Source organism: Streptomyces pallidus (ex Mingjun et al. 2026), from assembly GCF_051550185.1.
GTDB lineage: Bacteria > Actinomycetota > Actinomycetes > Streptomycetales > Streptomycetaceae > Streptomyces.
Map to the genome: position 1 here is coordinate 1036795 of NZ_CP196181.1, position 13858 is coordinate 1050652.

At 75.2% G+C, this 13858-nt stretch carries 13 protein-coding genes and 1 tRNA gene; 2 read left to right on the forward strand and 12 right to left on the reverse strand.

What is annotated here, in order from left to right; translation table 11 throughout:
• Positions 1–15 precede the first annotated feature (15 nt).
• From ACSHWO_RS04300 to ACSHWO_RS04320, 5 genes are all read right to left on the reverse strand, one after another.
• On the reverse strand, positions 16–1665 hold the full coding sequence (locus ACSHWO_RS04300; protein ID WP_438310108.1) for a peptide-N4-asparagine amidase: 1650 nt from the start codon (positions 1663–1665) through the stop codon (positions 16–18).
• A gap of 250 nt (positions 1666–1915) precedes the next feature.
• Complete coding sequence (locus tag ACSHWO_RS04305) at positions 1916–2182, reverse strand: GlsB/YeaQ/YmgE family stress response membrane protein (RefSeq protein WP_385804441.1); 267 nt, start codon at positions 2180–2182, stop codon at positions 1916–1918.
• Between the two features lie 71 nt (positions 2183–2253).
• Entirely contained in the window at positions 2254–2625 is a 372-nt protein-coding gene (locus ACSHWO_RS04310) for a hypothetical protein (protein WP_385804710.1), read from the reverse strand.
• A 13-nt stretch (positions 2626–2638) separates the two neighbouring features.
• Positions 2639–3514 (reverse strand): hypothetical protein, encoded by an 876-nt coding sequence (locus ACSHWO_RS04315; RefSeq protein ID WP_385804443.1) that lies wholly within the window; start codon positions 3512–3514, stop codon positions 2639–2641.
• Positions 3511–4374, reverse strand: a complete 864-nt coding sequence (locus ACSHWO_RS04320) for a phosphatase PAP2 family protein (RefSeq protein ID WP_438310109.1) — start codon at positions 4372–4374, stop codon at positions 3511–3513. The genes ACSHWO_RS04315 and ACSHWO_RS04320 overlap by 4 nt, the downstream gene beginning before the upstream one ends.
• Positions 4375–4587: 213 nt before the next feature.
• Between ACSHWO_RS04320 and ACSHWO_RS04325 the strand changes: the two genes are divergently transcribed.
• The gene (locus tag ACSHWO_RS04325) at positions 4588–5250 is read left to right on the forward strand and encodes a TetR/AcrR family transcriptional regulator (protein WP_385804448.1); all 663 of its coding nucleotides are present in this window, start codon (positions 4588–4590) and stop codon (positions 5248–5250) included.
• Positions 5251–5439: 189 nt separating this feature from the next.
• Here the strand turns inward: ACSHWO_RS04325 and ACSHWO_RS04330 are convergent, their stop codons facing one another.
• From ACSHWO_RS04330 to ACSHWO_RS04355, 6 genes are all read right to left on the reverse strand, one after another.
• Positions 5440–5982, reverse strand: coding sequence for a TerD family protein (locus ACSHWO_RS04330; RefSeq protein ID WP_438310110.1), 543 nt, complete (start codon positions 5980–5982; stop codon positions 5440–5442).
• 142 nt (positions 5983–6124) lie between these two features.
• The gene (locus ACSHWO_RS04335; RefSeq protein WP_438310111.1) at positions 6125–7321 is read right to left on the reverse strand and encodes a vWA domain-containing protein; all 1197 of its coding nucleotides are present in this window, start codon (positions 7319–7321) and stop codon (positions 6125–6127) included.
• A gap of 5 nt (positions 7322–7326) precedes the next feature.
• Positions 7327–8517 (reverse strand): AAA family ATPase, encoded by a 1191-nt coding sequence (locus ACSHWO_RS04340; RefSeq protein WP_361085668.1) that lies wholly within the window; start codon positions 8515–8517, stop codon positions 7327–7329.
• Positions 8514–10325: an ankyrin repeat domain-containing protein gene (locus ACSHWO_RS04345; protein WP_438310112.1), complete on the reverse strand. Its 1812-nt coding sequence runs from the start codon at positions 10323–10325 to the stop codon at positions 8514–8516. The genes ACSHWO_RS04340 and ACSHWO_RS04345 overlap by 4 nt, the downstream gene beginning before the upstream one ends.
• A complete protein-coding gene (locus ACSHWO_RS04350; protein ID WP_438318915.1) occupies positions 10322–11461 on the reverse strand; it encodes a gala protein in 1140 nt (379 codons plus the stop codon). Before ACSHWO_RS04350 ends, ACSHWO_RS04345 begins: the two co-directional genes overlap by 4 nt.
• A gap of 59 nt (positions 11462–11520) precedes the next feature.
• Positions 11521–11593, reverse strand: a tRNA-Arg gene (locus ACSHWO_RS04355).
• Between the two features lie 440 nt (positions 11594–12033).
• On the opposite strand from ACSHWO_RS04355, the gene ACSHWO_RS04360 reads away from it, so the two are divergent.
• Positions 12034–12849: a glutamate ABC transporter substrate-binding protein gene (locus ACSHWO_RS04360; RefSeq protein ID WP_438310113.1), complete on the forward strand. Its 816-nt coding sequence runs from the start codon at positions 12034–12036 to the stop codon at positions 12847–12849.
• Here ACSHWO_RS04360 and ACSHWO_RS04365 read toward each other — a convergent pair.
• Positions 12833–13795: an SMP-30/gluconolactonase/LRE family protein gene (locus tag ACSHWO_RS04365; RefSeq protein ID WP_438310114.1), complete on the reverse strand. Its 963-nt coding sequence runs from the start codon at positions 13793–13795 to the stop codon at positions 12833–12835. The two genes, ACSHWO_RS04360 and ACSHWO_RS04365, sit on opposite strands and share 17 nt — an antisense overlap.
• Positions 13796–13858: the final 63 nt, after the last annotated feature.

Below are 13858 nucleotides of genomic sequence, written 5' to 3' on the forward strand. Positions count from 1 at the left end.
TAGGCGGCCCCGCCGTCAGCAGCGTCGCCGGTCCTCCGTCAGCGTGCCCTGCGCGGTGGCGACGGTGCGGTCGTAACATCCGCCCGGCGCTCCGGCCCCGTACAGCCGGTAGCGCTCGGTGCTGGTGCCGACCGCGTGCCGCTGCTCGCGCGGCACGTTCGCGGTGTAGCTCGCATCGCCCGTGTACGTGTCGTCGAGGCGGGTGCGGTCCACGGTCCGGCCGCCGCGCAGGGTCGTGGTCTCGGCCCGGTCGCCGAGGGTGATGACGGTGCGCAGACGGTCCCCGGCGCCGAGGGCGGTCTCGCCGTCCATCGTGTACGTGCGTGCGGTGCGGGTGGTGGCGGGGCCGCGGGTGACGCTCTCCTCGTCGGTCCAGGTGCCCGTCAGGGCGTCCTGTCCCTCGCCGTCCGTCCAGCGGTGCGCGGAGGTGTTGCGGACGGTGCGGGTGACGGTGGTGGTGACCCGGCCGTGGGAGGTGTCGAGCCGCCCGGAGACGGTCAGGCGGTGCCCGCCCTCGGTGTCGAGGCGGTGCGGGGTGCCGGCCGTACCGGGGGTCCAGCGGCTGGAGTTGGCCGGTTCGCCCTCCTCGTGGCGGGTCAGGGAGCCGGTGACGACGGCCCGGCCCTCGTCCTGCCACAGCAGCAGGTTCGCCGGGGTGCTCCAGCCCGTCTGCCCGGCCGGGACGCCGGCGACGGACACCTCGATGCGGTGCTCGCGGCCGTCGTTGAGGAGCGCGGCGAACGGGGTCAGGTCGTAGACGACCGGCCGCACGTCGAAGGCGCGCGGCGCGGGGACCACATACCACAGGAAGGGGTTGGACCAGCCGCCGGTCCACACGTTCGGGAAGGGTGCGGCGATGCCGGCGAGCCGGCCGTCGACGGAGATGCGGACCTCGCGGTAGGGGCCGCCGGAGGCCTTGCAGGAGTACGGGGCGGCGTCCGGGGTGGTCATGTACCAGTACTCCTCGCAGCCGCCGCCGGAGCCGGTCGCGTACACCTCGGCGAGGATCCGCTCGGTGTTGCGCGGGGTGGTGACGGCGGGGCTGGTCAGCGGCAGGACCCGGTCGGGGGTGTCGGGGGCCGCGGCGTGCCGGTCGGCGGTGTGGAAGGTGAGGGTGGCCTTGACGTCGATGACGCCGGTGTAGGTCTCGTTGACGACGTTGCCGATCAGCATCTCGACGGGCTGGGGCCGGCTGAGGGTGTCGCGGTAGCGGGTGACGTCCTTCTCGACGGACCAGGTGATGCCGTCGGGCGAGGGCTCGGGGGTGGAGGTGCGCAGGATCTCGACGCCGCCGACGGAGAGGTGGCCGAGGCGGTCGTACTGGCGGCCCTTCACCTTGCCGTCGAGGCGGAGGACCACCTTGGCCCAGGGTCCGGTGCCACAGCCGGCGGGCGGGGCGTAGGTGCCGGTGTACGGGGTGAAGTCGCGGAACTGGGCCTCGGCGAGGGTCAGTTCGCAGGACCGGGTGGTGGGGCGCCCGATCGGCGGGGCCGCGGTGAGCGGGTCGTGCCAGTCGGTGCCGAACTCGGCGGGCGGCTCGCCCGCGGTGGCGGCGGCCGGCGGCGCGGGCGGGGGTCCTGCGGCGTGGGCGGGGCCCGCGGCGGCCAGGGTGGCCGCGGCGAGCGCGAGCGCGCCGAGCAGGCCGGTGATCCGGTGTCGTGTCATGGCCCCGCAGTGAAGCCCGCCCGCGCCGTCCGCCGCCAGGCCCGCCGTCCGGGCCGTGGCCGGATCCCGCCGCCCCCGCCGCAGGGCGGGTCGGCGTGTCGGCGCCGCCGGCTGCGGCGGTCCGTTCGATGTGGCGCCGCACGTCGAAGGACGCGCGCAGGTCGGCGAGGGGGACGTGCAGGGGCCGGTCCTGGACGCCCTCGTGCGCCGTCGGCGGCGGCCCGGCCGTGGCGGCGGTCGGGCCGCCCGCTCAGTCGCGGGAGTTGCCGAAGAGGATCCGGTAGCCGATGAGCAGAACCAGCGAGCCGGCGATCGCGGAGCCCCAGGTGGCGGGGTCGTAGAACTCGTTGGCGATCGGCTTGTCGAGGAACTTCGCGGAGAGCCAGCCGCCGATGAAGGCGCCGACGATGCCGATGAGCGTGGTGCCGATCAGGCCCCCGGGGTCGCGGCCCGGCAGCAGGAGCTTGGCGATGGCGCCGGCGAGCAGCCCCAGGACGATCCAGCTGACGATCCCCATGCCGTGTTCACTCCGCTCTGCGTGTGTGGTCGCTCTCGTGAAGCAGGACGCACGGAGTGCAGAAACGGTTCTCAGCCCCGCTGCGTCCGCACCCGGGCGACCGCCGCGACGACCACCGCGGCGGCCGCGGCCGCCGCGAGTCCCCCGGCGGTGCGGCGGCAGCGCGCGGCCGTGCCGTGCGAGCCGGCGGCGAGCAGCGACCGGTTCGCGTCGTAGGACAGCACCGACCGGTGGGACAGGGCGCTGAACAGGGAGCCGGAGCTCAACCAGGAGCCCGTGGAGCCGACGGACAGTGCGGAGCCGATCGAGCCGACCGACAGGACGCTGCCGACGGAGCCGATGGAGAGCACCGAGCCCACCGACCCGATCGACAGCACCGAGTCCTTGGACCAGAGGGAGAGGAACGATCCGTCAGCGGCCGTGCCCGCACCCGCGCCCGTCATGTGCCTCATGCGGTCATGCTGCCACACGGCCGGCCGCCCGCGGGCTCCCGGCGGGCTCCGCAGGCCCGCCGCCGGGGGCCGTTCGGGTCAGCAGCAGCACCCCGCGGGCCGCCGCCAGCGCGCCCGCGACCGCGAGCAGCAGGCCGACGGGGCCGCCCTGGAGGCGTTCGCCGAGCAGGACCATGCCGATGGCGGCCGCGGCGAGCGGATTGGCGAGGTTGACCACGGCGAGGGGCGCGCCGAGACCGCCCCGGTAGGCCCGCTGGGACAGGAGCATCCCGCCGACCGCGAAGACGGCGACGAGTCCCGCCACGGCGAGGACGCGCCCGCTGAGGAGGGAGCCGCCGCGGCCGCCGGCCACGGCCACCGTCTGCGTCAGTGCGGAGGCGACGGCGGAGGCCAGCCCGGAGGCGGTCGCGTGCCGCAGCCCCGAGCGCACGTCCCTGCGCGCGGTCAGCAGGCCGATGGCGGCGGCGGTGGCACCCGACACCACGAGCGCCTCGGCCAGCGTGAGGGTGTCGTCCGGGGCCGGCCCGGAGGCCGGGAGCAGCAGCAGGCCGAGCCCCAGGACGGTGGCCACGGTGCCCCGCCACTCGGTGGCGGCGACCCGGCGGCCGGCTCCGCGGGCGCCCATGGGGACGGCGGCCACGAGGGTGAGCGCCCCGAGCGGCTGGACGAGGGTGAGCGGCCCGTAGCGCAGGGCGGCGGCGTGCAGCAGTGCGGCGGCGGTGTTGAGGCCGGCGGACCACCACCAGGCGCCGTTGCCGAGCAGGGCGCGGGCGGTACGGGCGACGGCGGCCCGGGCCAGCCGCTCCTGTGCGACGGCGGCGGCCGCGTAGGCCGCGGCGGAGGCGAGGCAGAGGCCCACGGCGAGGGCGGTGGCGTTCATCGGCCGGCTCCGGCGGGCTCTGCCGCGCGCCGGGCCCGCGGCAGGTGCGGTACGGCGGTGCGCGGGCGGGCCGGCGCCTCCCGTGACGGGGGCGAGGAGTCCTTCGGGCGCGGTACGACCAGCAGTGCGGCACCGAGGAGCACGCCCGCGACGATCGCGTCGAGCCAGTAGTGGTTGGCCGTGCCGACGATGACGAGCAGGGTCAGCAGCGGGTGCAGCAGCCACACCAGGCGCCATGGCGAGCGCGTCCGGCCGGCGGCGATCATGCCGAGGGCGAGCATCAGCGCCCACCCGAAGTGCAGCGAGGGCATGGCGGCGAACTGGTTGGCGAGGGTGTCGGCGGTGGGCGAGGCCCGGTAGACGGAGGGCCCGTACACCTGCGCGGTGTCCACGAGCTGGGCGGCGGCGAGCATCCGCGGCGGGGCCAGCGGGAAGGCCAGGTGCAGGGCGAGGGCGGCGCCGGTCAGCACGGTGAGGACGCGCCGGGCCCAGCGGTAGTGGCCGGGTCTGCGCTGGTACAGCCAGCCGAGGAAGAGCACGGTGGCCGGGAAGTGGACGGCCGCGTAGTAGGTGTTCGCGGCGTGGACCAGGGCCTCCCCGGTGCCGGCGGCGGGGCCTTCGGTGCAGTGGAGGAGCAGTCGCTGAATCGTTCCCTCACCCGGGAGGTGCAGGGCCCGCTCCGTGTCCCAGACCCGGGCGGCGTTGCGGAGGGCCTCGTCCGCGCGGTCGGTCGCGAGCAGGCGGCCCGCCTTGTAGACGGCGAAGAGGCCGGCGACGAGGAGGAGCTCCCGCAGGAGGCGGCGGCCGGCGGTTCCCGGGCCGGTGCCCGCCGGCTCCGCGGGTGTGGTGTGGGAGGTCATCCCCCGGTCTCGCTTCCTGTCCTCGGGTGCCGCCCGAGGACGGCTGGGTCCGCAACCGGAGGGCCAGCTGGTCTGGACCAGCCTCCGGTGTCGAGACGCCAGTGTATCGATACATGGGCGTATCGATACGGGGGTGTAGCGATACGCGAGCGTTCCTCTACACTTCGGGGAGGGACACCATCCGCCGCGGGCCCCCGAGGAGAGCCGCACCCCATGACGTCGACGCAGCAGCCCACCGGGCGCCGCTCCAAGATCACCCCCGAGCGGGTGCAGGAGTTCTACGACGCCGTCCTGGACGAGCTGCGCGAGCACGGCTACGAGGCCCTGACCATGGAAGGCGTCGCCGCCCGGGCCTGCTGCGGCAAGTCGACGCTCTACCGGCAGTGGAAGACCAAGCCCCAACTGGTCGCGGCGGCCCTGCGCGCGCACCGGCAGGGCACGCTGGCCGAGGTCGACACCGGCTCGCTCGCCGGCGACCTGCGCGCGGCGGCGAGGATCGCCGCCGGCACGTCGGGGCGCGACACCCGGCTCACCCAGGCCCTCGGGCACGCGGTGCTCAGCGACGAGAAGCTGCAGACGGCCCTGCGCGAGGCGCTGGTCGAGCCGGAGCTGGCCGCGTTCGCGGCGATGGTGGCACGGGCCGTGGAGCGCGGGGAGATCGTCCCGGACCATCCGGCCGCGGAGTTCCTGCCGGCGCAGCTCATGGGCGTGCTGCGGATCCGGCCGGTGCTGGAGGGGCGTTACGCGGACGCCGACTACCTGGTGCGGTTCGTCGACGCGGCCCTGCTGCCCGCCCTCGGCCTGACCGCCGACGCGCCGCCCGGCGCCGCCGACGCGCGGCGGGCGCCCGTACCGGGCCCGGCTCCGGCCCCCTGAACCGGTGGGCCCCGTCACCGATGACCTGACGGAGGCCCGCCCCGCGCTGCCTCGTGGGGACGGCGGCAGCGCGCCGACCGGACCGGGCGGCGGCCACCCGCGCGAGGGGGTGGCGGCCGCCCGGTCCGCACGGCCGGCACCCTCCGCCCCTGCCGGGTCAGAGGACGCTGCGCTTTCGCCGCTGTCCGATCAGGGCCGTTCGGCGCCCATGGCCCGGACGAACTCCTCCGCGTCGGCGTCGAAGCCGTGCACGGCGGTGTCCAGCAGCCAGCCGCTCGCGTCGTCGCGGGTGAACCGGGCGACCGTGGCCGCGGTGGCGTGCGGGACGGAGCCGAAGTCGGTCACCGCGAGGTCGGTGTGGCCCTCGCGGATCCGGACGCCCGTCCCCCCTACGGCGGCGAACGTCTTGCGGTGACCGTCGCGCGGCCCGGCGTCCTGGATCAGCACGCCCACCACGACCCGCACCGACTCCGGCCGCATCCGGTCCAGTTCGAGCACCATCACCTCGTCGTAGCCGAAGCCCTGGCCGGTGCGGCTGTCGCGGTTGAGGCTGATCGTGCCGTCGGGCGAACGGCTGCCGAAGTGCACCACCTGGACGGGCTGCCCGTACGGGTCGGCGGCCCCGTAGACCGCCGCCACGATGTCCAGGTCGTGCGGGGGCGTGCCCGAGGGGCTCGGGTCCCACCGCAGCGCGACCTCGACCTTCGCCAGGCTCTTGCGTACTCCGCTCACGGGACCGCTCACCGAACTCCCCCTCCGCTTCTCGGGCGTTGCCCGGTCATGCTGTCATGCGGGGGCGGCTCCGGCGCGGGCGACCGCACGTTCCCGGCCATGCGGGCTCCGGGGTGCCCGGCCCCGCACCGGCGGTCCTCCCCTACGTCCCGGGGACGACCCGCACGGTCTCCACCCAGTCCGGGGGCTGCGGGGCCCCTTCCCCGATCAGCGCGGCGATCAGCCGGCAGGCCGAGGGCTCGTCGGGCCATGGCGTGAAACCGTCGGTCAGCACGACGACGATGTTCGGCCGGTCCCGCACCGCCAGCGCGGCTCCGATCCCGACCCGCATGTCGGTCCCGCCGCCGCCGGCCAGTGCCACCTGGTCGACACTGGTGACCCGGGCGACGGCCTGCACGTCCGCGTCGCAGGCCAGCACCGAGACCCGGTTGCCGCGCACGCCCACCTCCCGCAGCACGCCCGTCACCTCGGCGAGCGCGGCGGCCAGGTCGTCCTCCCCCATCGAGCCGGAGGTGTCGATGACGATCGCGACCCGCGGCAACGGCCTGCGCAGGCTCGGCAGCACCACCCGGCCGCCGAGGGCGGGCGTGCGGCGCGAGGGCCGCCGATAGGTGTAGTCGACGGCTCCGGCCGCCCACGCGGCGGCCTCCCGTACCGCCCCGGTCAGCGCGCGCCGCCAGTCGACGGTGGGCTCCAACACCTGCGTCGCCCAGCGCTCCCAGCCGGCCGGGAGCGTGCCCCGGCTGCGCTGGTGGGCGCGCATGGCCTGGGCGGTCTGACGGCGCAGCGCCTCCGCCTCGACGGGGCTGATCCGGGCGGCGCCGGCGGCCTCGCCGAGCTCCCAGGGACCCGGTACGCCGTGGGCGCCCGAGCCGCAGTCGACGCGGTGCCGCGGGGTGGGCGGGATCGACGGCAGGTAGGCCTCGAACATGCCGCCGGTCGGCAGTCCGAACAGCCGGGGCTCCATCCGCCCCTCGGGCAGCGCCAGCCCGTCGGCGAGGAGGTCGTCGTTGATCTCGCAGTCCTCGGCGATGTTGATCCGCACCTGGTCGCCCTGGTCGGCGGCCGGGAGCCGCTCGGCCCGGCCGTGGTGATCACGGAGCAGGTGGGCGACCTCGTGGATCCACACGCCGGCCAGTTCCGCCACGGGGGTCGCGTCCACGAAGGCCGGCGAGACGTAGCAGCGCCAGTGCCGGTCCACGCCCATGGTCGGGACGGCCGCCGAGGGCACCACCGTCAGCGCGTACAGGGCCGAGGCCAGGTAGGGCCGGTGCTCCGCCGCCCGGTAGCGGGCGGCGAGCAGCTTGGCCCGGTCCAGGCGGGGCTGCGCCGGATCCACGGCCGTCAGCCGCCGCCGGGCAGCGCGCCGGAGAGCTGGAGCAGTTCGACGAACGCGTCGATGCCGGAGGGCACCGGCCAGTCCAGGTCGCGCATCGCGGCGAGGTCGGCGGCGGCCCGTGCGGCCACGTCCGGCACACCCGCGTCCACCGCCTTGGCGAGCACCGTCCAACCGGCCTCCCAGCGCGGGCGGGTGAGCTCGCCCTGGACGGCCGCGACCACGGCGATGAGGAAGGCCAGCTGCCGGTCGCCGCGTTCGGGCAGGGCGAAGGCCTCCGGATCGGCCAGCACCCGGTCCGGGTCGGGCAGGTCCAGGTTCTCCAGGTACGACAGCAGCTCGATGCCGGCGGCCTCCCCGACGGCACCGGTGAGCGCGGTGGCCAGGGCCTCCCGGCCGGCGCCGGCCGCGTACCCGGTGGCCAGCAGCCGCAGCGCCATCTCCCAGGTGCGCGGGGAGGGCCAGGCACGGCCGCGGCCCTCGGCCTCGTTCGGCATGTGGTGGACGAGGCCCGGCCGGGCGGTCAGGAAGCCGGAGACCACGCCGCGGGCCCGGGCGACGGCGCCGGAGACGCGGGCGGGGTCCACGGCCGGCAGGGCGACCTCGGGCCAGGTGCCGGCCATGCCGCGGGCGACGGTGCGCGGGCTGTGGGTCCAGTCGAGGTGGACGAACCGGTTGGCCAGCGGCGGGCTGAGGTGCCAGCCGTCGGCGGCGCTGGAGGGCGGGTTGGCCGCGGCCACGATCCGCACCGACTCGGGCAGGACGAGGCTGCCGACACGGCGTTCGAGGACCACGCGCAGCAGGGCCGCCTGCACGGCGGGCGGGGCGGAGGACAGCTCGTCGAAGAAGAGCAGGCCGTGCCCGGTGCGGGCGAGGCGTACCGCCCAGTCCGGCGGGGCCATCGGCACACCGGTGGTGGCCGGGTCGTCCCCGACGACGGGCAGGCCCGCGAAGTCGGAGGGCTCGTGGACGCTGGCGATGACCGTCTCCAGCCCGATGCCGAGGGCGTCGGCGAGCTGCTGCATGCCGGCGGACTTGCCGATGCCCGGCTCACCCCACAGCAGGACCGGCTGGTTGGCCGTCACGGCCAGGGCCAGCGCCTCCAGTTGGGGGTTGGTGGCCGGCTCGGTGCGAGTGGCGCGCAGCCGGGCGCCGAGGGCGTCGGCGGCCGCCAGGGGGCCGGGCGGCGGGGTGCTCATGCGTCCTCGTCCTCGTGGTCGTCGGCCTCGTCCTCGTCGGCCTCGCGCTCGTCCATGTACTCGTCGAACCACTCGGAGCCGATGTCGGGGAACTCCTCCTCCACGCGGCTGCGCAGGAAGGCGAGGTCGGTGCGCCTGTAGCGGCGGACCACCTGGGCCAGCGACAGGTCCATGTCGTCGACGACGTCGATCCGGGCGCCCGCTTCGAGCAGTGCCCGTACCAGCTCGGCCGAGCCGCCGAACTGGACGGCCACCTGGAGCGGGGTGAGGCCCTGTCGGGACTGGGCCTCCAGGTCCAGGCCCGCCGCCCGCAGCCGCGGCAGCAGCTCCGTGTGGTCCAGCAGGTGGAGCACGTGCAGCAGCGTGTAGCCGCGGCGGTCGCGGACCCGGGGGTCCGTGCCGGCGTCCAACAGCGCGAGGACACCCGCGGTGTCGCCGTGCTGGGCGCGCAGGAACAGGTCGCGCCGCTCGTCCCGCAGGGCGCGCGGCAGCCGTCCCTCGCCGGTGGTCCAGTCGTGCTGCACGGCGAAGCAGCCTGCGACGGCGCCGCCGAACGCCCGCATCGCGCGCTCGCGTTGCTGCTCTTCGGCGGTGTGCGCCAGCAGGTCCAGTGCGCCGCCCCGGGAGCGCACCTCGTGCCAGACGCCGCGGCAGCGCACGCGTACGGTGCCGGGGGCGTCCGGGGCGGGCGGGCCGTCGGCGGGGCCCGCCTGCGGGAAGAGGGCGGCGCTCACCAGCGGGTGCAGTTCCCGGGGGGTGATCCGGCCGGTGCGCACGAGTTCGAGGTCGGGCAGCCGCTGCCAGGCCTGGCGGGGCAGCCGGACGGTCTCCGCGGGGGTGTCCGAGCGGTTGCTGCGGGCGGCCGACACGCGCAGGCCGGTGGTCCCGGACGCTTCCAGCACCAGGGTGCCGCGCCAGTCCGCGTGGACGCGGAACCGACCGCCCTCGCCGGCGGCCGCCAGGCGGCGCACCTCCGCCTCCAGGCGGGTGAGGTCGACGCCGTCGGTGTCCATCAGGGCCTGCGGGTTCAGTGGGCGGCCGTACGGCAGGGAGTCCTCGGGCACGGTGAGGTCCCGTTCGAGGCCCGCGGCCGCGTAGGCCCCCTCGAAGTCGCCGCGGGCCTGGAGCAGGGCGATCCACTCGGCGCGGGCGGCCGGGTCGGCGTGGCCCGGGTCGGCGGTCGGCAGCTCGTCCGGGCCCAGCGGCGTGGCGTCGGCGCGGAAGAACGGCAGCCGGCCCGCGCCCGCGGTGTGGCGCTCGCGCAGTTCGGCGGTGTGCCGGGCGTCCCAGAGCGGCCGGGCCGCGATCCAGTTCTCGGGCGTGAAGGTGGTGACGGAGTACGGGACGTGGTTCTCCTCCACCGGTTCGACGGGGGCGCAGTGCAGCCGCAGCCGCTGCGAGCCGTCGATCATCGGGCCGGTGGTGGCGGACAGCACCGGGGCTCCGGCGCCGGACCCGTAGCGGGCGAGCATCACGCGGACCTCGGGCAGGAGCGTGGTGCGGCCGCCCAGGACCCGCGGCAGGTGCCACCGCACCAGGTCCGGGGCGAGGTGGCGCAGGTCGTCCTCGACGGCTTCGGCGACCGACGGGCCGTAGGCGGCGGCGATTCCGGGCAGGTCGAAGGTGATGTCGACGGCGGCGGCCGCGCAGGCGGCGCGCCAGTCGCCGGCGAGCCGGTGCCCGGTCGCGCGCTCGATCATCCAGCCGGGCACGGCGTAGCGGCGGATCCGCCGCCAGGCCGGGCCGTCCTCCGGGAGGAAGCCGCCGGGCAGCCGGTCGGTGCCGGGGCGGTCGGTGGGCGCGTTCATCGGTACACGCTCGTGATGGCTCCGAGGTCGGGGTGGGCGCCCCGGGAGGGGCGCAGCCGGCCGGCGAAGGAGCGCTTGACCTTGCGGGGCAGGCCGGGGCCGAGGCCCACGTACTCCAGGGGCGAGGCGTCGGGGACGGCGGCCAGCAGGCTCTTGGCGCCGCGTCCGGTGAGTCCGGTGTGGCGCAGCTCCAGGCGGCGCAGCGGGCTGCCGGGCAGGGCGGCGGCGAGTGCGTACGCCCCCTCGTCGCCGGTGGTGTTGCCGGTGGAGCCGAGGCTGCGCTCGGACAGGGCCCGGCCGAGGTCGAGCGCTTCGATGCCGCCGAGGGCGTCGGCGAGGGCCCGGGCGCCGGCGGGGCCGATGCCGTTGCCGCCGAGGCCGAGGCGGACCGGGCGGCCGGTGTCGGCGGCCGCGGCGGCGGCCAGGACGGCGGTGCCCTCGTCGCCGAGGTGGTTGGCGGGGAGGTAGAGCTCGCGGACGCCGGCTTCGCGGATGAGGGCGGCGAGGAGCGGGGCGTCGTCGGCGGTGAGGCCGTTGCCGCCGAGGAAGAGGCGTTCGAGCGGGGTCTCGCGGGTGCGCAGGGCGTCGAGGAGGAGGCGGACGCCGTCGCTGCCGATGCCGGTGTTGACCAGGTCGAGGGTGCGCAGGGTGCGGTTGCGGCGGAGCAGGGCGGCGAGGGTGGCGGCGCCGCCGGCGAGGACCGGGTTCCGCTTGAGCCAGAGGGCCCTGACGGAGGTGTCGTCGGCGAGGGCGTCGGCGAGGGCGGCGACGCCGTCCGGGCCGATCCGGTTGCAGCCGAGGTAGAGGGTGTGCAGGCCGTGGCCGTCCCCGAGGGCGCCGGCGAGGGTGCGGGCGCCCTCGTCGCCGATGGAGTTGGTGCCGAGCAGGAGGTGCCGGGCGTGCGGGGAGCGGGCGGCGACGGCTGCGACGCGGGCCGCTCCGGCCGGGCCGAGGCCCTGCTTGCACAGGTCGACGCGGCCGTCGGCGCGCAGGGTGCCGAGGGGGAAGGTCTCGTCGGCCGCGACTTCCTCGGCCGCGGCGAGCCGCGCGAGCAGGGGGTCGAGGCCGGCCGGGTCGGTGAGCGGCAGGTCGGGGTGCTCGATCGCGGGGCACCGTACGGGTATCGACCGTGTCATCACCACTCCACCGGTTCCTTCGCCGGTGTCCGGCGTCCACTGCGGCATGAAAGAAGGCGCAAGACCGGTCGGATTCGAACCGACGTCCTCCAGCTCGATGCTTGGGCGCGACGACCTCTGCGCTACGGCCTTGCTGCGGAGATCATAGCGGCTTTTCAGCCAAAGTCGATCACCAGTTTGAATCCGTGCTCTCGTCACATTTCCGGAGGGGGTTTGATCCGGCCGGATGCGGGTGAGAGTGTCCGCAGGGGCGGTCACGCACCCGACTCCGGAAGGCGTCATGTCCGGATAGACGGATATACACCCCTTCGCCCCAAGTAGGGCATTTCAACGGATTCACCCCGCTGGGGACGTCCGCTCTTCCCCCTTCATCCCGTTCGAAACCGAAATCGCCGCAGAAAACACCGGTCGAGCCGGATCGTTACCTCAAGTTTCCCTCAATTGCAGTGACACCACGGCGATGGGATTCCTAGCTTCCTCGTACACGCGTCTTGACGTTTTTCAGTTCCCGCGGTTCCACGCGATCCGGCGATCCCGCTCCGCGTCCGCGCCCCTAGGAAAGAGTGCACAACATGAGGGTTCCCAAGGCTGGTGCGATGGCCGTGGTGGTCGGCCTCGCCCTGACCGCCACCGGATGCGGCGGCGACGAAGGCCCCCAGGGGACCCTGTCGATCGGCATCAAGTTCGACGAGCCCGGTGTGGGCCTGCGCGAGCCCGGTGGTACCTTCACCGGCTTCGACGTGGACGTCGCCACCTACATCGCCAAGGAGCTCGGCTACAAGCCCGAGCAGATCGAGTTCAAGAAGGTCGACAGCTCCGACCGCGAGCTGCTGCTGCAGTACAACGAGGTCAAGTTCGTCGCCGCGAGCTACTCGATCAACGACAAGCGCAAGGCGAAGGTCGACTTCGCCGGCCCGTACTTCACGGCCCACCAGGACATCCTCGTCCGCGCCGACGACAACTCCATCACCAAGGCCGAGGACCTCAACAACAAGAGGCTCTGCTCCGTGTCCGGCTCCACCTCGGCGACGAACGTCAAGGAGAAGCTGGCGCCCAAGGCGGGCCTGCTGGAGCTCGGCGGCAACTCGGAGTGCGTCATCGCCCTCCAGGAGGGCTCGGCCGACGCCATGACCACCGACAACTCCATCCTCGCCGGTTACGCCGCCCAGAAGGGCAACACGGGCAAGTTCAAGCTCCTCGGCCTGAGCCTGAGCAACGAGAGCTACGGCATCGGTGTGAAGAAGGGCAACAAGGAGCTCGTCGAGAAGATCAACGCCGCCCTGAAGAAGATGGTCGCGGACGGCGCCTGGGACGCGGCCGTGAAGAAGAACTTCGGTTCGGCCAACTACCGCAACGAGCCCGCACCGCAGATCACAACGGGCAGCTGACGACGCTCGACGCGGTGGCGGGGTCCGACCAGTCGGAGTCGAAGGCGGCGTTGACCACCCACAGGCGCCCGCCGTGCACCGCCGCCGTCGTCGGCTCGTCGAAACGCGGGTCGGTGATCCGCTTCACGAATCGGGCCCGCCGACCGTCCGCGCCGAGTACGAAGACGTCGACCGCGTAGTCCCAGTTGCGGACCACGTACAGGGTGCGCCCGCGGACCGCGAGGCCGTCGCCGTTGCCCACGGACCCGCCGTCGAGCGGGACCGGGGCCGCGGCGCCGGTCCGCGGGTCGACGCGGAACAGCGCCTGCGCGGTGTCGTTGACGACGAGCAGGGCCCGGCCGTCCGGGGTCCGCTCGATCCCGTTGGCGCCCCAGTGGGTGCCGTCGGGCGGGGTGGGCACCCATGCGCCGCCGAGCGCCACGGGGCGCGGAGCGGCGGCCGGGTCGCGGCCGTCGGGCAGGAAGTACAGGACGTCGTTGAAGGAGTCGGTGAACCAGGCGCCGCCGCAGCCGACCACGACGTCGTTGACGAAGGCGGTCCCGCCTGCGGCCTGGTGGGTGGCGAGGACCCGGCCGTCCCCGGCGTGGACCACGCGTATCTGCCCGCTGGAGCCGCCCGCCACGAGCAGCCGGCCCCGCCCGTCGAGCTTCATCCCCACCGACATGGGGCCCTGCCCCCGGGTGATGATCCGGCCGGCCCCGGTGGCGAGGTCCGCCCGGTAGATCGAGCCGTCGATCAGGGAGCCGGTGTAGAGGAGCCCGCCGGACGAGACCGCGATGCCCTCGGGCTGGAAGCCCGCCGGGGTGGCGAGGGCGTCGGGGCGCGGGCCGGTGGGCCGTCCGTTCCCGCGGGCCTCGGCCAACGGGGCGAGCGGCCCCGCGACGGCCGCGCCCGCCAGTGCTGCGGCCGCGCCGATGAACCTGCGCCGGGCCAGGGGTCCAGTCACGGTGTGTCCTTTCGACCGCCGTGCGGACAGCGGTGGTGGAGGCGGCTTCGGTCGGGCCCTTCC

Coding starts and splice junctions, on each gene's coding strand:
- ACSHWO_RS04340 (WP_361085668.1), bottom strand. CDS start 8,517: ATGAGCACCCCGCCGCCCGGCCCCCTGGCGGCCGCCGACGCCCTCGGC.
- ACSHWO_RS04350 (WP_438318915.1), bottom strand. CDS start 11,461: ATGACACGGTCGATACCCGTACGGTGCCCCGCGATCGAGCACCCCGAC.
- ACSHWO_RS04360 (WP_438310113.1), top strand. CDS start 12,034: ATGAGGGTTCCCAAGGCTGGTGCGATGGCCGTGGTGGTCGGCCTCGCC.
- ACSHWO_RS04320 (WP_438310109.1), bottom strand. CDS start 4,374: ATGACCTCCCACACCACACCCGCGGAGCCGGCGGGCACCGGCCCGGGA.
- ACSHWO_RS04300 (WP_438310108.1), bottom strand. CDS start 1,665: ATGACACGACACCGGATCACCGGCCTGCTCGGCGCGCTCGCGCTCGCC.
- ACSHWO_RS04325 (WP_385804448.1), top strand. CDS start 4,588: ATGACGTCGACGCAGCAGCCCACCGGGCGCCGCTCCAAGATCACCCCC.
- ACSHWO_RS04310 (WP_385804710.1), bottom strand. CDS start 2,625: ATGACGGGCGCGGGTGCGGGCACGGCCGCTGACGGATCGTTCCTCTCC.
- ACSHWO_RS04345 (WP_438310112.1), bottom strand. CDS start 10,325: ATGAACGCGCCCACCGACCGCCCCGGCACCGACCGGCTGCCCGGCGGC.
- ACSHWO_RS04305 (WP_385804441.1), bottom strand. CDS start 2,182: ATGGGGATCGTCAGCTGGATCGTCCTGGGGCTGCTCGCCGGCGCCATC.
- ACSHWO_RS04315 (WP_385804443.1), bottom strand. CDS start 3,514: ATGAACGCCACCGCCCTCGCCGTGGGCCTCTGCCTCGCCTCCGCCGCG.